Source organism: Amycolatopsis xylanica (assembly GCF_900107045.1).
In the GTDB taxonomy this organism is placed as follows: domain Bacteria; phylum Actinomycetota; class Actinomycetes; order Mycobacteriales; family Pseudonocardiaceae; genus Amycolatopsis; species Amycolatopsis xylanica.
On sequence record NZ_FNON01000011.1, the window covers coordinates 295,569 to 315,081 of the forward strand.

The following is a 19,513-nucleotide window of genomic DNA, read 5'->3' on the forward strand; positions in this document are numbered from 1 at the left end:
TCCTCTGGCTCAGAGCCCTAGGTCCAGCAATTCGGTCAAGACGATCCGGCCCCAGGCCAGGTTTCCGTGGATTTCGTCGTCGGCTTCGCACAGCTCGGCGCGCTGATATCCGGTCGCGTCGGTGATGCGGGCGCGCGGGTCGACCACCTCGGCGCCGAGCGCGGTGATCGCCCGGCGGACGGTCTCCTGCGCGGCCAGGAACACGGCCGGATCGGACTGCGCGGGCACCCGCTGCGGCGGCATGACCGTGCAGACCCGCACGCCGAGATCGAGGGCGTGGCGGTGGAACGCCAGCGCGCCGCGGACCGTCGCCGTGACGATGGCGTCGAACAGCGGGCCACCCAGGAAGCCAGGCGGAAAGCCGTCGCCGGACCGATAGAGCCGCCAGTTCTCTTTCGTGGCAACGAAATGCGCCGCGAAACCGAAGGTCGTCACGAGCGGGATTCCGACATCGGCGAGCCCGTCCTTGCCCATCTCGCCGAGGAACCCGCGGTAGTAGCCGTCCGCTTCGGGCTTGTGGAAGACGACATCTCGTTCGCCCGCCTCGAAAAAGCCGTCGGTGAACTCGCGGGCCGCACCGATCGGCCCGCCCTGGAACGGGATCCCGGCCGCCCGCGCCGCCCTGCCGATCGGGCCGGCGTGGGAGTCGCCGAGCAGAAGGAACCTAGCGGGGGCTGTAGTAGTCGAGTACGGCGTCGTCACAGAGGTCACCTCCCATCGGCGCGGTCGTGGGGCGCGCGGTCCTGGCGAACGCGGACATGAAGTGCCGCAGGACGAACGCGACACCCTCGCGGGTCACGGTCCGTAGGTTGTCGTCGTAGAACGCGCCGCGGAACGGCTGGCCGGTGATGAGTTCGTACGACGGGAAATAGTCGACGTGCTCGTGCTCTGCGGTCAGCTGCCCGGCGACCGCCCGCAGCACGGACTTGCTGTAGGTGTTGGCGACGAGCGCGTGCCCGCCGGTGGCCGTGGCGGTCAGCGGGATCGGCGAGACGGTCAGCAGCACCCGGATCCCCGGATTGACCTCACGCACCAGCGCGATCGCCTCGCTCATCTCCCGGTGCACCTCCGCGAAAGTGCAGTTGTGGAACTTGTGCACGCTCGGGTCGAACGGGATAAAGCGGGCTTTATCCCGGGCGCTTTCCCCCGGGATAAAGCCCGCTTTATCCCGTTCATGGTCACGCAAGGTCCCCGGGCAAACCGGATATACCGTGCCGTCGGCGGTGTTCCGCCAGGACTCGGTCAGGCCGAGCGTGAAGATCAGGCAGCTCGCGCCGGACACGGCCCGGCGGATCGCGGCCAGTGTCGTTTCACGGGCGGCCAGCATTTCTTCGGGCGAGGCGTAGCCATCCGGCTCGACCGACGGGCGGTAGGGGTCGTAAAAGCGGCCGTCGTCCTCCCAAACCTCGGTCGGTGCCTGCCCGCCGAACGCCCACGACAGCCACTGCCGCAAGACCGCGGCGGTGTAGATATTGCCGGTGCGGAAGGAGAATTCGCCGTAATGCCGGGCTCGGCGCTGCTCACGGGTCAGGCCGGGCGGCGCGGGTTCGGCGTCGTGGAAGTTCATGCCGTTGTCGATCAGCGCCCGGCCGAGTTCGGCGGCGAAGCAGGATCCGGCGGTGAGCACCGGGTCGTCCTGGCCGAGTGCGAACTTCGGCGTCCACAGCTCCCCGATCGCCTCCGCGTCCGGCTCGGCCACCGCCGGGCGCCAGAACGAGCGCGCCGTCAGCGCCTGGTAGGGATTCACCGTGCTTCTCCGATCGTCGCGTTGATGACCGCCGCGATGGCGTGGACGTGCGGCGCGCGCACGATGCCGTAGTGGTTCGTGTCGAGCCGGTGCCAGTCGGTCGGTTCCGGCAGATGGGGCTGCCAGAGCGCCTCCTGCCCGGCCACAGACGGCAATTCCGGCACCGGCCGCTCCGCGAGCCAGAGGCCGCTGGGGGTCGCGGCCAGCTTGGGCAGTTCATGTCCGGCCATGCTGCGCAGGTTCGCGCGGCAGCAGCGGGCGAGCCGTTCGGCGTAGGCCTTCGTGCTGTCGGCGGCGTCGCCGAGTTCACGCGCGAAGACGGCTTCGAGCCGGGTTTCGTCGTAGCCGCCGAAATCCGCGCCCGGCGGTGGCGGGTCGAGCAGGTGCAGTGCCCGCGCCGGCCGACCGGCCGTCTCGGCTTCGGCGGCCATTCCGGTGGCGACCCACGCGCCGAAGGACCAGCCCGCGAGCTGGCACTCAGCGCCGGGGAAACGCGCGTGGAGCGCCGCGTAGTAGCGACGCGCGCGCTCGGTGAGCGTCCACGTCGAAGCTCTGGCCTGCCGCAGTCCGGGATCGGCGATGAGGCACACGGTCAGCCTCGGATCGAGGGCCGACACGAGCGAGCCGTAGGCCTGGATGTCGCCGCCGACCGGATGGACCAGGCAGAGCACCTCGCGGCCGGTGCCTTCCTGCCAGATCTCCAGCGTGACGTCGTGTGCGTCGGCCTCGCCTTCGGCCAGCCGCGCGAGCACCTCGGCAAGGCTGACCTGATGGCTGAATCTGGCCAGGTCGAGGTCGACACCGGAGAGCCGTTTGACCGTGTCGATCAGGTCGAGCATGGTCAGGGAGTCGGCGCCGAGGTCGTAGAGCGGGGCGTCGGGGTCGAGTTCGTCGAGGCCCAGCGCCTCGCACAGTTCGGCGCTGAGCGCTTCGGCCGTCGTGTCGGCGGTCTTCGGGGTCGTGGGTCCGTAGAACGTCTCAGCCTCGTCGAGCGGGGTGGTGGACACCAGCAGCTGCGGAAGCCCGAGTGCGAGCGCCCGCGCGAACAGCCGTTTCCCTTCCGCCACGGTCATGCCGACCGCGAGGTGGGCTTGATGGCGCGCGTCGGTCCGGAGTGCCTGGACCGCCATGCCGGTCTCGTTCCAGATGTCCCAGTCGATGGCGATCCGGGTCGTGGCCTCGCTGTCCTGGTGGGCGAACGCGTCGAGCAGGCCGTTCGCGGCGGCGTAATCGAGCTGTCCGGCGCCACCGAAGTGGGCCGACATCGACGAGCAGTAGACGGCGAGAGCCGGTCGATACCGGGCGATCAGCTCCTCGGTGACCAGCGCGCCGCGCAACTTCGCGACGTGCGCCGAGTCGGCGTCGCGCGTGGCGATCGGGCCGCCCGCCGCCTCCCCTGCCGCGTGGATCACGCTGTCCAGGCGATCGATCCGCGCGGAGAGATCGACCGGCCCGGCCAGGTCCGCCGCGATCAGCTCGACCCGATCGGCCCACGGCCGCAACGCCTCCGGCAGCTCCGGCCGCCGTGCCAGCAACAGCACCCGGCCCTGCGTCGATTCGAGGAGCCATTCGGCGATCGCGGTGCCGATCCCGCCGGTCCCGCCGAGAATCAGGTGCACGCCATCGCCGACCACCGGCACGGCGTCCACTGTGGACACAGGTGTGGTGGTTCGTTCCCACCAGAAACCCCGTCGCAACGCCACCTGGCTCGGCGGGGTCGGCCCGGTGAGCAGATCCGCAAGCGCGCTCAGGTCGGTGCCGGGCAGGTCGACCCAGTGCCCCGGCACGCCGGTTTCGGCAGGCCCGACCATGGTGATTCCGGCCAGCAGGCCCGCTTCCGGCCGTTCCACGGCCCCGTCGACCGGACGCGCTCGCGAGGACAGCCACCAGGTCCGCAGGTTCTTCACGCCCGCTCGCAGCAGCGCGGCCGGAGTATCGAGACAGGCCCATCGCGCGCGTTCGAGGCCGTCGATGCCCAGCGGAAGCGCGTGCAGCCAGTCGATCCCGTGGTGCTCGCCGAGCGCGTCGAACAGCAGCTTGAGCGAAGCGGGGTCAGCCGGGTCGACCTCGAACCGGTCGTCTCCCCGGCGCGCGAACGCCTCGGCCGGGGTCACCCGCACCACGCGCTCGTGGGGGAAAGCCGAAGTGTCGAGCGGGAGGTCGCTCATCAGCACCAGCACCCGGTCGCTGTGCGAGGCACCGGTGGTCGCTCGGCGGAGCCGGACCCAGTGCGGCTGGTGCAGCCAGTCGGTTTCCGGCAGCCGCCGCGGGCCGACCGTCTTGGGCAGCCGGTCGAAGTCGTAATCGGCCAGGTCGAAGGCGGGCGGCGGGAAGTCCCACGGTGCCTGCGCGGGCCGCTCCAAGACCCTGTCGACCGGCTCCACTTCGGTCGCGACGGCCGTACGCAGCCACGCCACCGCGGCGGCCGCGTCGGCGCAGGTCGCCGCCATCCGCCACCGGCGCGCGGGGCGGCCGGACCGCAGGTGACGCACCACCTGCGGATAAGCCTCCGGCCGCGCGGTCAGGTAGTCGGCGATGGCGGCCGCGTCGGCACGCAACGCGGCTTCGCTGCTGCTCGACAGCACCAGCTCGGACGCCGTTTCCGGCATCGGAGCGGCTTCGCCCGCTTCCAGCACGACGTGCGCGTTGGTGCCACCGATGCCGAAGCTGCTCACCGCCGCGACCCGATCACCGGCGGGCCAGGGGCGCGCCTCGGTCGGCACGTAGAACGGCTCGAGATCGGCGGCCAGCTCGGGATTCGGCGCACGGAAGCCCACAGTGGGCGGAATGAGTCCATGATGGACGGACAGCGTCGCCCGGATCAGGCCGATCACACCCGCGGCCGCGCCGAGATGCCCGATCTGGCTTTTCACCGAGGACAACGCGATCCGACCGGGCTCGGTCACCTCCAGTGCCTGCCGCAGCGCGCCGACCTCGACCGGGTCACCGAGCCGCGTGGCGGTCCCGTGTGCCTCGACGTACCCGATCTCGGAACCGGACCTGCCACTGCGACGCAACGCCGTGCGGATCACCTCGCGCTGCCCGGCGAGCGACGGCGCGCTGTAGCCGAGCTTGGCCGACCCGTCGTTGTTGAGCGCGGACCCGGTGATGACCGAGTACACCGTGTCGCCGTCTTCGCGGGCCAGCCGCAACGGCTTGAGCACGACGACCCCGACGCCGCTGGCGCCGATGGTGCCGCTCGAGTCGTCGCTGAACGGACGGCACCGCCCGTCCTCGGAGAAGATGTGCTGCGGCCGGTAGCGGTAGCCGCCGGTCAGGCTCGGATCGACGAGCACTCCCCCGGCGAGCATCACCTCGGCGTCGCCGTGGCGCAGGAGCCCGGCGGCGACGTGCACGGCGACCAGCGAAGTCCCGCACGCCGCCTGCGTCGTGAACGCCGGGCCGGTCAGCCCGAGGTGGTACGCCGCCTTGGTGGCGAGGAAATCCTTGTCGTGGTGCTGCGCGAGCTGGAACACGTCCGGCAGCCGCGCCGGATCGGCCTCGCGCAGGATCGACTGGAAGTAGGTGTTCTCACCGCAGCCGGCGACCAGCCCGACCCGTCGCGAGGTGGAGTCGGTGATGCCCGCGTGCGCCAGCGCCTGGACGCAGCACATCAGCAGGTGCCGTTGCTGCGGATCCATCAGCGCGGCGTCGCGCGCGCTGATCCCGAAATGTCCGGGGTCGAACGCGAGCAGCCCGTCCATCTGGCTGCGTGCCCCGACAAGGCCGTCCTCGGCGTCGAAATGCTCGATCCCGGTGCCTGCCGTGCGCACCATTTCCCAGAAGGCGGCCAGGTCGGAAGCACCCGGCAGGCGGACAGCCATGCCGACGACGGCGATCGGCTCGTCCGTCATGACCGAGCCGACGTGCCCGCTCTCGGGCGTCTGCCCACCGAGGAAACGGGCCAGCGCGCGGATGGTCACGTGCTCGAACAGGTCGGCGACCGTGAACTCGAAGTCCGGTTCCGCCGTGCAGCGCAAGTGAAAACGCATCAGCCCGAGGCTGGACGCGCCCGCGTCGAAGAACGTCTCGTCCAGCCCGATCGGCACCCCGGCCGCCGCTTCGAACAGCTCGGTCAGCCGGGCCTCGACCGCCGATCCCGCCTTCGCGGCCGTGACCCGGCCCAGTTCTCGGCCGGGCGCGTCGAGCGCGGCTGCCCGGTCGAGCTTGCCGCTGGGTGTGCGGGGCAACGCCGTCAGCAGCCGGAAGCGATCGATCCGCACGTACGCGGGCAGCAGGTCCGCGAGGTGCGCCGTCAAAGACTCGGCCGACGGCGTTTCCCGGCAGTGCAGGCACGCCACCAAGGCGTCGCCGTCACGCACGACGACGGCGTTGACGATCTCGGGGTGACGCAACAGCGCCGCCTCGACCTGCCCCAGCTCCAGGCGGTACCCGCTCAGCTTGATCTGCTGATCATCGCGCCCCGCGAAGTGCAACAGTCCATTGTGGTCGAAGTACGCGCGGTCACCAGTGCGATAGAACAGCTCGGGCAGTTCGGCGAACCGGTCCGGGTCCGCGTCGAGGTAGCACCGGCTCGCCATGAGGCCGCCGATCAGCAGGTTCCCCTCGCAGCCGGGCGGCACGATCTCATCGGCCTCGTCGACCACCCGCAGCACCGCGTTCGCCACCGGCCGCCCGATCGCGGGCCGCTCGGGCCAGAGGGCAGGGTCGCCGTCGAGGCACAGCGCGCTCACCACGTGGGTTTCGGTCGGGCCGTAGTGGTTGAACAGCCGCGCGCCCGGCATCCCGGCGAACCACCGGCGGATGGCGTCGGTGCACACGAGCTGTTCGCCAGCGGTGATCACCTCACGCAGCCGCGCGGGATACCGTCCGAGCCGCACGCCATGCTCGGCGAGCAGCTGCAAAGCCACGTACGGCAGGAAAATCCGTTCCGCCGCATCGAGCCGGTCGAGCAGCGCGGGGATGTCGTGACGCCATTCGGGGCGGATCAGCCGCAAGCAGCCGCCCCCGCACAGTGTTCCGAAGATCTCCTGGAACGACACGTCGAACGAGAGCATCGAGAACTGCTGGGTGCGTGCCGGATCGGCGAGCCCACCGGATTCCGCTTGCCACTGCAGCAAGTTGCACAAGGCGCGGTCCGGAACCTGGACGCCCTTCGGCGTGCCCGTGCTGCCCGAGGTGAACAGCGTGTAGAGCGGCCGTTTCCCGCTGTGCGACGGGTGAACCGACGCGGCGGCGGACATCGTGACCGGATGTAGCGCGACTTCGCCCGAGTGGACCGCGCGGAACTGCGCTTCACCGCCCGGCGCGAGCAACACGCACAGCGGTGCGACCTGGTCGACGATCTGCCGCAGCAGCACGGGCGGATAGGCCGGGTCGAGCGGCACGGCCGTCAGATTGAGCTTGGCCAGCGCCAGCAACGCGACCACATGCTCGGCCGACGGCTCGAAGAACAACGCGACATGACACGGCTCTTCGTCCGGCACGTCGTAGCGTTCGCGCAGGTCAGCGGCGAGCGCCGACGAGGCGGCGTCAAGCTCGGCGTAGCTGACCGAGCCGTCCTCGGCCAGCAGCGCGGGCGCGTCCGGCGTCAGCGCGACCCGCCGTGCGAAGCCCTCGGCGATCGTCGAGTAGGTCAGCGGCGCCGGCTCGCCGCGTCCGTGCTCGGGCAGGCCACGGCGGTATCCGGCGGCCAGTTCGGCCGGGGTCGACGGCCCGCTCGCCAGCCGGTCCAGCGCCTGCCCGAACAGCTCGGCCATCGCCGCGACCTGGTCCGCGGTGAAGTGGTCCTCGGCGTACTCCCACAGGCAGTCGAAGCCGTCCGCCTGCTCCAGCACCGACATCGTCAGCGAGCACTTGGCCTCGGCGGGCGCCTCCCACAGCGGGCGGATCGTGGTGCCCGGCAGCGTGAACGCGTCGAACTCGGTGTTCTCCAGCACGAACAAGAAGTCGAACGGCTGACCTTCGACCACGTCGGCGAGCGCGACGTCCTGCCGGTCGAGCACCTTCTGCGTGGACTCGCCGAGCCTGCGCAGCTGGGCACGCGCGTCCTCACGGGGCGCGACGGTCACCGGCAGCGCGACGGTGTTCGCGAACATCCCGACCGTGCCGTCGAATTCCTGGACCGGCCGGTTCGCGACCGGGCTGGCGATCCGCGGCCCGGTCTGCCCGGTGACGCCGTACAGGCTCCACGCGAACACACCCAGCAGCAGCTGGAACCGGGTCAACCCCAGCTCGGCGCAAAGCCGGTCGACCTTCGCGCGGCGCGTGACATCGAGCGAGCGGTGGAGCAGCCCTGCTGAGGAGAACGGGCGCACCGGTTCCGCCGCCAGATCGAGCCCCGCGTAATGGGCCCGCAGTTCCTCGCGCTGTTTGAGATACGCGGGCCGCTGGAACCACTCGGCCTGCCAGGCGGCGTGGTCCAGCGTCGTGAACTCCGGCGCTTCCGGGTACGCGGCGGACAGGTCGCGGAGCAGGATGCTGATCGACCAGCCGTCGACGGCGATGTGATGCGTCCGCAGCAGCAGCACGCCTCCGCGGTCGTCGGCTCGCCAGCACGCGTCGAACAACCGTGGCCGCGCCACATCGAAGACCTTCGCGAAGAAGTCCGGTTCCGGCTCGACCCACGGGTCGTACGGCTCGCCGACCACCTGCCGCAGACCTTCGGGCGTGGCCTCGAAACCGGTCCGCAGAGCCGGATGGATCTCCACCAGCCGTCGCAAGGACCGTCTCAGCCTGTCGGCGTCCACTTCGCCGTCGATGCGGAACGCGAAACCGACGTTGTAGGCACGCGAGCCCGGCGTCCGCTGCTGCAGCAGCCACAGCCGCTGCTGCTCACTCGTCGCCGGTCCCGAGACCGCGTCCGTGTGCACCGGCACCGGGTAGTCCGACGCACCGGCTCGCTTGATCGCGGCGGCCAGCTCGGCGAAATCTCCTTGCAGCACAACGGATTGGGCGAGTTCACAACCCCAGCGCTGCCTTGCGGCGAACCGGAACCGCAGCGCCTTGAGCGAGTCACCACCACACGCGATCCAGCGATCGTCCAGCCGCACCTCGGCGACGCCCAGCACCTCGGCCGCCAGCTCCAGCACCTCACGCTGCCAAGCCGTCACCGGCCTGGCGGCGTCCTCGCGCCGCCACGGCTGAACATCACTGCCAAGCAGCAGGGCCTGATCGACCTTGCCGTTGGCGTTGAGCGGCAACGCGTCGACCCGGTAGACGTGATGCGGACGCATGTAACTCGGCAGCGACTCGACGAGATGCCGGTCGAAGTCGCCGAACGACAGCTCCCCCGCCACCACGTACGCGAGCAGCTCGTTCGGCCCGTGCTCGACGGCACGCCGGGTGCACACGAACGCCTGCCGCACCGCGGGATGGCGCAGGATCTGCCGTTCCAGCTCACCCGGCTCGATGCGGAACCCGCGCACCTTCACCTGCCGGTCCGCCCGCCCGACGTACTCGACACGCCCCTCGGCGTCGGCACGCACCAGGTCACCCGTGCGGTAGTAGCGCGCGTCGTCGTGCCACGGCAGCCGGACGAACCGGCGCTCGGTCTCCTCCGGCAGGTTCCGGTATCCGGCCGCCAGCCCCGCGCCCGCCAGGTACAGCTCGGCCAGCTCACCGGGCCGGGCGACGCGCTCGGCGCCGGGCACCACCAGCACCGCCCCGGTCCGGGCGAGCGGGCGTCCGATCGGGACGGGATCACCGTCGAAGTCACGCGGAATGCGGTGGCACAGCGCGAAAGTGGTCGTCTCGGTCGGACCGTAGACGTTGTGCAGCCGGGTCACGGCGTCCGGGTTGTCCCGATACCAGCGGCGCATCAGGCCCGCGTTGAGCTGCTCGCCACCGACCAGCACCTGCCGGGCCGAGGCGAAGCAGTCCGGCACCGCGTCGACCACGGCGTTGAACAGCGCGGTGGTGAGGAAGATCGTGTCGACGCGTTCACGGACCAGCGCGGCCGCCAGCTCGTGCGGGGTCTGGGCGGTCTCGTCATCGAGGATCACGCAGCAGCCGCCGGTCAGCAGCGGCACCCAGACCTCGAAGCTCAGCGCGTCGAACGCCGGGTTCGACAGGCAGGCGTACCGCATGCCCGCCTCGATCTCGATGTACCCCGGCTCGGCCAGCCGCAGGATGCCCGCGTCGGGCACCTCCACGCCCTTGGGCGAACCTGTCGTACCCGAGGTGTAGAACAGGAAGGACGCCCCCACCGGCGTCGCAGGCTCCCCTGGCTCAGGAGGTGGTTCCCCGAAAAGTTCACTCATCACCAGCGACCGCACGCCGCTGGGCACATCGTCCATGCCGTGGTGGATCAGCGCGACGCTGGCCGAGTCGGTGAGGATGTGCGCGCGCCGGTCCGCCGGGCTGAGCCGGTCGAGCGGCACGACCTTCCCGCCGAGCCGCAGGATGCCGAGCATCACGCAGACCAGCTCCCACGAGCGCGCGAGGCCGACCGCCACCGCGTCGCCCCGGCGGACGCCCTCGCGGGTCAACGCCTCCGCGACCGCGGCGCCCAGCGCGTCGAGCGTCGCGTAGTCGAACGTCCGGTCGCCGTCCTTGAGCGCGAGAGCGTCCGGTGTGCGCAGTGCCTGCGCGTGCACCTGCGCGGCGAGGTGGGTTCCGGTTCTCATCGGGCCTCCCGCAGCCAAGCCAGTTCGGCCTCGATCACTTCGATCACCCTCGGCAACCCCGCGCTTTCCAACATCTCCCAGTGCCCGCAGCCCACCGGCTCGACCAGCACGCCCCCGTCCGTCCGGCCGCGCCAGAACTCCGCGGCGCCGCTGTCGTCGCCGGCCTGCAGGAACACCAGCCGGGCCGCCGACTTCTCCGGCCGGTAGTCCCGCGCGGTCATCCGGTTGTGGTTGTAGATCCGGAAGTACCGGTCGACCTGATCGTCCTCGATCCCCGGGTACATCCCGTTGAACCGCACCAGTTTTTCGCGGAACTCGGCCGCGTCCACCGGCTCGACCGCCATGCCGTCGGCCGCCCGGCTGTCCAGCAGGACAACGCTGACCCGAGCGTGCCCGCGCAGCGCGAGCAGCCTGCCCATCTCGTACGCGACCAGTCCGCCGTACGAAAGTCCACAAAGGACCAAGTCTTCATCGGGACGGGGATCGATGGACTTGAGATACTCCTCCGCCATGGCCTCGACCGTCGGCAACGGCGTCTCGCCCGCGTTGAGCCCCGGCGACTGCAAGCCGAGCACCCCGGCCGCGTCCGGCAGCGCCGCACTCAGTGGCAGGTAGCAGAAAGCGGTGCCACCGGCGGGATGCACGCAGATCACGCGCTGGCGGCCGTCGCCGGCGCGGAACTCGATCGGACCACCGGTGGCGGGCCCGGCGCCGGCACGAAGGCGCGCGCCGAGCGCCTCGATCGTCGGGTACCGCATGATGTCCTGGATCGGCAGCTCGGCCGCGAACTCCTCACGCACGGCGTGCGCGACCTTGATCGCGGAGATCGACGTGCCGCCGACGTCGAAGAAGTTGTCCGTGATCCCGATGCCCGGGTGGACGAGCAGCCGCCGCCAGATCCGGTGCAACGCCAGCTCGACGTGATCACGCGGGCTGGCCGTGTTGACCTTGCCCGGCGCGGCCCCGGCCTGCTCCAGCAGCGCCGCGCGGTCCAGTTTCCCGTTGCGGCTCAACGGAAGCCGCTCGAGTTCGACGAAGACGGCCGGGATCATGTAGTCCGGCAGCCGCGTGGCCAGCAGCGTCCGCCACTCGTGCCCCAGCCGCGGAGCGACGCCCGCCACCAGCCGCGGCTCACCCGCCGTATCGTGCAGCACCGCGGCCTCGACGACGCCCGGCAGCGCGAGCAGCGCCGCCTCCACCTCGCCGGGCTCGATGCGGAACCCACGCAGCTTGATCTGGTCATCGCTGCGCCCGGCGTACTGCGCGTTGCCGTCGGACAGCCAGCGGGCCAGGTCACCGGTGCGGTACATCCGCTCCCCCGGCACGAACGGGTCGGCCACGAACCGCTCGGCGGTCAGGTCCGGCCGGTTCAGGTACCCGCGAGCCAGGCTCGCGCCCGCGAGGTAGACCTCCCCGGCGACACCGGGCGGCACCGGCTCGAGCCGGTCGTCGAGCAGGTAGAGCCGGGTGCCCGGCAAAGGCCTGCCGATCGGGCACGGCCGGTCGTGCGCCTCGGGGTCCACATAGGACGTGGCGTACAGCGTGGCTTCAGTGGGCCCGTACCCGAAGCAGATCCGCAGGCCCGGAAGTGCTTGCCTCATCCGGTGAAGCGCTTCCTCGGGGAGCGACTCGACGCCCGTCAGCACCTGCCGCAGCGCGAGCCCGGTGAGCCGTCCGGGATCCTCGTCGATCCACTTCACGTACGCGGGCGGCAGAAACGCTTGCACGACACCGTGTTCGCGCATCCACTCCAGCAGGACACGCGGATCGCCGCGCACCTCTTCGGGCACGACGTGCAGCACGGCACCGGTCGTGAGCGGCAGCAGCAGCTCGTGCACCGAGGCGTCGAACCCGATGCTCGACCAGGCCGAAGTCGCCTCGCCGGGCGTCGCGCCGAACTCGGCGAGCCACTGGTCGAACAGGTTCAGCACACTGCCGTGGGTCACCGCGACGCCCTTGGGCCTGCCGGTCGAACCCGAGGTGTAGATGACGTACGCCAGATCCGTCCGCGCGACCTCGATGCCGGGACTGTCGTGCCGATCGGCCTCGAACCCGGCCAGCGTCTCGTCGGTGAGCACGAGCGCGGCCTCCGCCACCATCGAGGCCAGCCGCTCCTCGGGCTGCGCAGGGTCGAGCGGCAGGTACGCGGCGCCCGCCTTGAGGATGCCCAGCACGCCGATCACCAGCCCGGCCGACCGCCCGGCGAGCAGGCCGACGACGTCGTCGGTGCCCACGCCGCGCTCGATCAGGCCGTGGGCCAGCGCGTTGGCGCGCCGATCCAGTTCCGCGTAGGTCAGCCGTTTCCCGCCGCAGACCAAGGCTGGTTCATCGGGGCGGGCCCGTACTTGCGCCTCGAAGCGGTCGACAAGTCCACCGGGATTCACCACGGCAGGCGCGCCCTGGCTCCAGCCGGTCAGCAGCTCCCGCCGCTCGGCCGCGTCCATGAGCGCGAAGGCGGTCACCTCCCGATCGGGCTCGGCGGCCAGCTGCTCGAGCACGTGCACGAAGTACCGGCCGTACCGCTCGACCGTCTCCCGATCGAACAACGCGGTCGCGAACTCCAGCTGCCCGACGACCCGGTCACCCTCTTCGGCCAGCCGCAACGCCAAGTCGAACTTGGCGGGCGCGTCCGGCAGTTCGATCGGCTCCGCGTCGATCCCCGGCAGCACGAGCAGGCCACGCGTCGAGCGAACCCACGCGACCATGGTCTGGAACAGCGGGGTGTGCGCCGGGCTGCGCGGCGGATTCGTCACCTCGACCACGCGCTCGAACGGCAAGTCGACGTGAGCCAGGCCGTCCCGCAGCACGGCGGTGGCCCGCTTCAGCACCTCGGCGCCGGTCGGCGCCCCGGACAGATCCAGCCGCAACGCGAGCGTGTTGACGAAGAAACCGACCAGATCTGCCACGTCACCCCGCCGCCGATTCGCCGCGGGCACTCCGACAACGATGTCATCATCTGATGTCAACCGCCCGAGCAAGATGAACCAGCAGGTCAGGATCGTGGAGTACAGCGTCGCGCCGTGCTCGGCCGCGAGCTTCCCGAGCGCCGCGGTGAGGTCCTCGTTCAGCACCACGGGAACCCGGCCGCCGCGAAAGTCCTGCTCGGCGGGCCGCGGCCGGTCGGCCGGGACCTCGATCAGCGGCGGCGCGCCCGCCAGCCGCTCGGTCCAGTAGGCGGCCTGCGCGTCCGGCTCGCCGCTCGCCATCCAGTCGTGCTGCCAGCGGGCGTAGTCGGAGTACTGCCGGGTCAGCGGCGGCAGATCGGCGCCGGCGTACAGCTCGCCGAGTTCACGCAGCATGATCACCTTGGACCAGCCGTCGTACACGACGTGGTGCACCACGATCAGCAGCTCGTGTTCGTCCGGGCCCAGCTCGGCCAGGCTTCCGCGCAGCAGCGGGCCCCGGCTCAGGTCGAACGGCTCGTCCCAGCCGAGGTCACCGAACGCGAACCCGACGTCCGGCTGGTCGATCACCTGCCGCACTTCGCCGTCTTCGGAGACCAGCCGGGTGCGCAGCGACTCGTGCCGGGCGACCAGCGCGCCGAACGCGCGGGCCAGGCGCGCCCGGTCGAGCGGACCACGCAGGCGGAACGCCATGGCCTCGTTGTAAGCGCTTCCGGCGCCTGCCGTCTGCGCCAGGACCCACAGCCGCCGCTGCGCGAAGGACAGGGGTACGTGTGTTTCCGACAAGCCGGCCCTTTCCGGGAAAAGACGCCCTCGGAGGGCCGTGACCTGCGGCAATCGATTGCCTCGACTGGCCGTGTTCGCACTGATCGAGCACTAATGTCTACCTGATCGAGCGAGGCTACGCGTTATGACGTGAATTACACGCAAGCTCTAGCGAAGTTGGCCCGCAAGGGCGGCGACCAGGACCCGACGGGCATGATCGAGGGTGATCGAGCCGCTGTGCCAGCGCTCGCTGAGCCCCTCGACCAGTGCGGTGAGGTGCTCGGCGGCCAGCTCGGCGTCGACCTCCGCCGCGACCCGCCCGGCGGCCTGGGCCTCGCTGATCAAGCTCGCGACGTCGGCGTTCCACGCCCGCGTGGTCTCGCTCAGCGCGGCTCGCAGGTCGTCGTTGAACACGGCGCTGGCGCGGAGTTCACCCCAGGCGATGCTGTTCTCCCGCACCTCGTCGGTGTCCTGGAGTTCGAGCAACAGCACCTGCTCGAGCCGCGCCAGGGGATCCTCGCAGGTGAAAGCCACGTCGGTGTAGCTCTCGGCGCGGTGGTTGATGTGCTCGAGCGCGGCGTGCAGGATCCCGGCGCGATCCTTGAAGTGGTAGTAGATCAGCGCGGTCGACACGCCGGCCTCGGCCGCGAGCTTCTCGACCCGCAGTCCGCGCACGCCGTCTTGGGCGATGACACGGACCGCGGCTTGCAGAATCTGGCTTCGACGCTCAGGCACGGCAGCCCACTATAGTTCGGCGGGTTCCTGACTGAATATTCAGTCAGAGTGTTACGATGGCCGAACCGACCCGAGGAGCGCCCCTTGTTCGAACCGTCCCTGTCCCGCCGTTCCGCGCTGCGCACCCTGGCGGCCATCGGCGCCACCGCCTTCGGCGCCACTGCCTGCGCGGACACCACCGAAACGCCGGCGACCCGGCTGTCGGCAGCACCGTCGCCGTCCGCACGGCCGCAGTCCGCCGCCCGGATGATCGGCGCCGAGTGGGACGAGCACGTCCGCACACTGATGTCGTGGCCGGCGTCGAACTCGATCTGGAAGGGCGACCTCGCGGGCGCCCGCGACGACATCGCCGCGCTGGCCAAGGCGATCGCCGCGTACGAGCCGGTGGTGCTGATGGCCAGGCCGGAGCACGCCGAGGACGCGCAGCGGGCCTGCGGGAACGACGTCGAGGTCGTGCCCATCCCGGTCGACGACCTGTGGGCGCGCGACACCGTGCCGGTGTTCGTCGGCGGCTCGGCCGCGGTCGACTTCAACTTCAACGGCTGGGGCAACAAGCAGAAACCGCACGACAAGGACGCGGCCGTCGCCAGGACCGTGCTGGAGAAGTACGGGATCACCAGGATCGAGACACCGCTCGTCGCCGAGGGCGGCTCTTTCGAGACCGACGGCGCAGGCACACTCATGGCGACCGAGAGCTCGCTCGTCAACGACAACCGCAACCCCGGCAAGACGCGCCAGCAGATCGAGGACGAGCTGAAGCGGATACTGGGCGTCCGCAAGGTGATCTGGTTCGCCGGAGTCCGCGGCGAGGACATCACCGACGCCCACGTCGACTGCCTCGCCCGCTTCGCCGCACCCGGCGTCGTCCTACTGGACAAGCCCGCACCCGGCGCGCCCGCCGACGTCTGGTCACGAGCCGCCGCACAGGCGAAGACCGTCCTCGCCGACGCGACCGACGCGAACGGCAAGCGCATCGAGGTCGTCGACCTGCCCCAGCCGGCGGACCCCCGCGGCTACGACGAGAACAGCGTCATCTCCTACTGCAACTTCTACGTGGCGAACAAGTCCGTCTTCATGCCCCGCTTCGGCGACGCGGCCGCCGACGACCGGGCGCGTGGCATCCTCGCCGAGCACTTCCCCGGCCGCGAGATCGTCCCGGTGCAGATCCAGACCATCGCGTCGGGCGGCGGCGGGATCCACTGCTCCACCCACGACCAGCCCCAGTGACGCTCATAAGTGGCACAGCCGGTTCTGGCCTGGGCGCGATCAACCTGTTCACTCGGCTCAGCGCCACCGCCAGGCGAGTCGCCGGAGCCTGGGCTGACAGACCCAGGCTTGTCCGGAAGACGTGCTCATGCCTTTTCGTGGACGAAGGAAATCCAACGGTTCTGGACATCATCGACCGCTATGGCCAGCTCGCCCGGCACGCCGCGGGCGAGCATGGGGGCGTGCCGCCAGGCGTCGAGTGTGCCGAAGACGAACGGCAGGTCGATGCAATGGCAGGCACCGTACGGGCTACCTGCAGGCGACCAGTCGAACTCGTACCACCGGGGTGGATTCCCGTGCCGGGCGAGGAGTTCCGCGAACCGGCGACCTGGCCCGATGAAGAACCGCTCGGTCAGCAGGTCACCCGTTCGAGCCTCGACGGCGGCTGCGGCGCGGCCGGACCGAGCCCGGTCGTGGTGCCGTCGGGGGGAACCAGTCGAGGCTCACCGAACCGGACGGCGGTAGCGAACCTCACGCGGCCACGAATCCGACGCAGGCACCGAGTGCCGCCGCGGCCGGTACGAAAAACCCGGCAGGCATCTCGCGGGTGACGATTCCATTGTCCTCGATGAGTTTCCTGGCCAGGCCGAGATCCGCCACCGCGACGGTCTGTGCGGCGATGCAAGGTAGCGCGGGCACGTGTTCGCCCGGCAGTACTTCCGGCAGCGCCGACGCGCCGACGATCTCGAACCGGCCCGACCGCAGCGACCAGACGCGTTTCGGACCGTCCACATGCGACCCGGTGGCCAAGATCAGCGAGTAGCGCTCGACAAAGGAGTCCACGGCGTCATCGGGCACGACGAGCAGGACGCTGTGCAGGCCGACCGCGCCGTTGGGGTGGTCGAGCAACCGCGGCTGGTGGATGTACTGCGGCGTCAGATGCTGGCCTGCCTGAATGCCCACGCCCAGTGTGCTTTCCGCGCCCAGGTACACGCCACGTGCTCGGACGGTCCGCGTGCCATCCGCGGTTTCCACGTCCCGTTCCAGCGAACGCACACCCGTCGACGGGAACCCCGCGGCGCGCCATCGCCGCTCGACCAGCTCCGCGTCGCCGGTGCCGAAGGTGAGCAGGAGGCCGGGGTGGGACTTCGCGAGTTCCTTGACGTGCCAAGGGTCCGGCGCGTTCTCATCGACGATGCCGAGCAGCTCGATGAAGGACTCGCCGAACACCGCGCAGCGGTTCGCGGTGCAGGTGTAGGTCGCGATAGGTCCGTTGAGTTGTTCGGACAGCCGGTGCGCGGAGGGTGGGCTGAGCAGGAACCCCAGTGCGGCGAACCGTTCGGCGGCGGCGTCGAGGTCCGTGTTGAGCACCACGGTGTGGTCGAGGTAGTCGATATCCATGCCCCCAGGGTGCGAGAACATCCGCGGCGCCCGGCACATCGCAAGCCGATAGCGGTGGAATCCGACATGGAATAGCTTCTGATGGTGCTTTCACTCGACGACCTCGACCTGAAGCTGATCCACGCGCTGCACGTTGACGGGCGGGCGCCGTTCAGCAGGATCGCGGCCGTGCTCGGCGCCTCCGACCGGACCGTTGCCCGCCGCTACGCGCGACTGCGGTCCACCGGCGGCGTCCGGGTAGTCGGCGTGGCCAACGCCGGTGCGCTCGGACTGACCGAATGGTTCGTGCGCCTGCAGTGCGCGCCCGACACCGCCACGCGGGTGGCGGCCGCGCTGGCCAGGCGAGCCGACACGTCGTGGGTGAGCCTGACCTCGGGCGGCACCGAGATCACCTGCATCACGCGCACCCGCGATCGGGACGAGACCGACAGCTTGCTGCTGTACCGGCTTCCCCGGACACCGCGGATCGTTTCGGTCACCGCGCACTGCCTGCTGCGTGCGGTCGCGGGCACGCGTGGCTGGGCGGGCCGCACCAGTGCGCTGACCGCCGACGAGGCCGAACAGCTGCGGTGGCGGGAACCCGCCGCCGACGGCCCGGTCGAGCTCGACGAGCGGCTCCTGGCGGTGCTGCCTGTGCTCGCCCTGGATGGCCGCGCCGACCATCCGGCGCTCGCCAGGGCCACCGGGTGGTCGGAGTCAACCGTCCGCCGCAGGCTGGATCAGCTGCGCCGGAACGACATCCTCGCTTTCGACGTGGACGTCGATCCATTGCTGCTCGGTTACGCCAGCGAGACGATCCTGTGGCTGACCGTCGCACCGGCCGAGCTGGGCGCCGTCGCCGCGGCGCTCGCGACCCATCCGGAGATCGCCTTCGCCGCCGCGACCACCGGGCCGAGCAACCTGGTCGCCTTCGCCGTCTGCCGCGACCACGCCGCGCTGTACGACTACATGACCACCCGGCTCGGCACGCTGCCCGGCCTCCGGCACGTCGAGTCCGCGCCGATCATCCGCCGCGCCAAACGCAGCACGAGCCAAGTGACCACTCAGTGAACGGTCCAGGGACGGCACCTTCTCCATGATGGAAGTCGGCCGTGTCACCGCACCGGCTCAGCTCCAGGCGCTGCAGTTGTAGAGCCAGTGGCCCTTGAGGCGGCACACCCGCACCTTGGCGATGTAGGTGTTCTTGTAGTTGAAGCCGATCCCGTGAGTTTTCCCTTCACACGCCTGCTGATCTGTCAACGTGAAACGCGTGCCGTCCAGCGCCACTTCGACGACGCCGCAGTAGCCGTCCGCGTCTCTGTCCTCGACCTCGCCACTGATGCGACCGGAATACGGTGCCTTGCCGCGCCAGGTCAGCGTTCCGTAGTACCGCGCGCCCCGCGTTCCGCCGTCGGTGGTGTAGATGTCGATCCACCGCGACCCGCCCGCCTGGGTACTGCCTTCGTCGGCGGGCGGGTCGTAGGGCGCGACAATGCCGATCGGCTCCCCTCCCGGTTCGGCGGCGGTCGCTGCGCCGGCCGGTGTCGCGACCACGGCGAGCGCGGCCAGCGACGAGACGGCGATCGCGGCGGGTTTGCGGATCGACGTGAGCTGAGCAGACAACATCGGTTTCCCCTCTCCGGCCGCCGCGGGTGCGGCGGCCCGGGGACGAACGCTACGGACGGCGGCGGCGGAATTCGTCTGCCGCGGAGTAGAAATCCACCTGTGCCTCCGGTGGCACGTGCGCCGTTCGTCAACTTCCGCGGTATGCCCGAGAGTGGACGCGACTGCGGTGGTCGTCGTGCCTCGGGCCGCACGGGGTTATCGGCGGATGAGGCCGAGGTGGCCCACCTCGACGGCCGCTCCCCCGCCAAGGCCCGTGCCCGTGCGCTGGAACTGCTCGACGCCGTCGGCCTGGCACCGCAAGCAGGGCGCCGCCCGCATCAGCTCTCCGGCGGCCAGCGCCAGCGCGTGAACGTCGCCCGCGCCCTCATGAACGACCCCACCGTCCTGCTGGTCGACGAACCCACCAGCGCGCTCGACCACGAACGCGGAGCCGCCGTCGTCGACCTCATCACCCGCCTCACCCACCGACAGGCCACCGCCACCGTCCTGGTCACCCACGACCGCACCCACCTCACCGCCGTCGACCAGATCGCCGAAGTCCACGACGGGCGCCTGCGCCTTCC

General features: G+C 70.6%; 9 protein-coding genes and 1 pseudogene. 3 read left to right on the top strand and 7 right to left on the bottom strand.

Annotation, left to right across the window (positions count from 1 at the left end; all coding sequences use genetic code 11):
- Positions 1 to 9: 9 nt before the first annotated feature.
- The 5 genes from BLV57_RS37765 to BLV57_RS37785 form a co-directional block, all read right to left on the bottom strand.
- Positions 10 to 702 carry a hypothetical protein gene (locus BLV57_RS37765; RefSeq protein ID WP_176968990.1) on the bottom strand — a complete coding sequence of 231 codons (693 nt, stop codon included), beginning with the start codon at positions 700 to 702 and terminating at the stop codon, positions 10 to 12.
- Entirely contained in the window at positions 665 to 1,747 is a 1,083-nt protein-coding gene (locus tag BLV57_RS37770; protein WP_091298109.1) for a GSCFA domain-containing protein, read from the bottom strand. Before BLV57_RS37770 ends, BLV57_RS37765 begins: the two co-directional genes overlap by 38 nt.
- Entirely contained in the window at positions 1,744 to 10,335 is an 8,592-nt protein-coding gene (locus tag BLV57_RS37775) for a non-ribosomal peptide synthetase (protein WP_091298112.1), read from the bottom strand. The genes BLV57_RS37770 and BLV57_RS37775 overlap by 4 nt, the downstream gene beginning before the upstream one ends.
- On the bottom strand, positions 10,332 to 14,024 hold the full coding sequence (locus BLV57_RS37780; protein ID WP_245757674.1) for a non-ribosomal peptide synthetase: 3,693 nt from the start codon (positions 14,022 to 14,024) through the stop codon (positions 10,332 to 10,334). The genes BLV57_RS37775 and BLV57_RS37780 overlap by 4 nt, the downstream gene beginning before the upstream one ends.
- A gap of 147 nt (positions 14,025 to 14,171) precedes the next feature.
- A complete protein-coding gene (locus BLV57_RS37785; RefSeq protein ID WP_091298116.1) occupies positions 14,172 to 14,738 on the bottom strand; it encodes a TetR/AcrR family transcriptional regulator in 567 nt (188 codons plus the stop codon).
- Between the two features lie 84 nt (positions 14,739 to 14,822).
- Here BLV57_RS37785 and BLV57_RS37790 point away from each other — a divergent pair, with 84 nt between their 5' ends.
- Positions 14,823 to 15,965: an agmatine deiminase family protein gene (locus BLV57_RS37790; RefSeq protein ID WP_091298118.1), complete on the top strand. Its 1,143-nt coding sequence runs from the start codon at positions 14,823 to 14,825 to the stop codon at positions 15,963 to 15,965.
- 510 nt (positions 15,966 to 16,475) lie between these two features.
- Here BLV57_RS37790 and BLV57_RS37795 read toward each other — a convergent pair.
- Complete coding sequence (locus BLV57_RS37795) at positions 16,476 to 17,345, bottom strand: VOC family protein (protein WP_176968991.1); 870 nt, start codon at positions 17,343 to 17,345, stop codon at positions 16,476 to 16,478.
- 81 nt (positions 17,346 to 17,426) lie between these two features.
- Here BLV57_RS37795 and BLV57_RS37800 point away from each other — a divergent pair, with 81 nt between their 5' ends.
- Positions 17,427 to 18,395 (top strand): Lrp/AsnC family transcriptional regulator, encoded by a 969-nt coding sequence (locus BLV57_RS37800; protein ID WP_091298122.1) that lies wholly within the window; start codon positions 17,427 to 17,429, stop codon positions 18,393 to 18,395.
- Positions 18,396 to 18,452: 57 nt separating this feature from the next.
- Here BLV57_RS37800 and BLV57_RS37805 read toward each other — a convergent pair whose 3' ends face one another.
- On the bottom strand, positions 18,453 to 18,950 hold the full coding sequence (locus tag BLV57_RS37805; RefSeq protein ID WP_091298124.1) for a hypothetical protein: 498 nt from the start codon (positions 18,948 to 18,950) through the stop codon (positions 18,453 to 18,455).
- 216 nt (positions 18,951 to 19,166) lie between these two features.
- On the opposite strand from BLV57_RS37805, the pseudogene BLV57_RS37810 reads away from it, so the two are divergent.
- Positions 19,167 to 19,513 (top strand): annotated as a pseudogene (locus BLV57_RS37810) (ATP-binding cassette domain-containing protein); the annotation flags it as partial.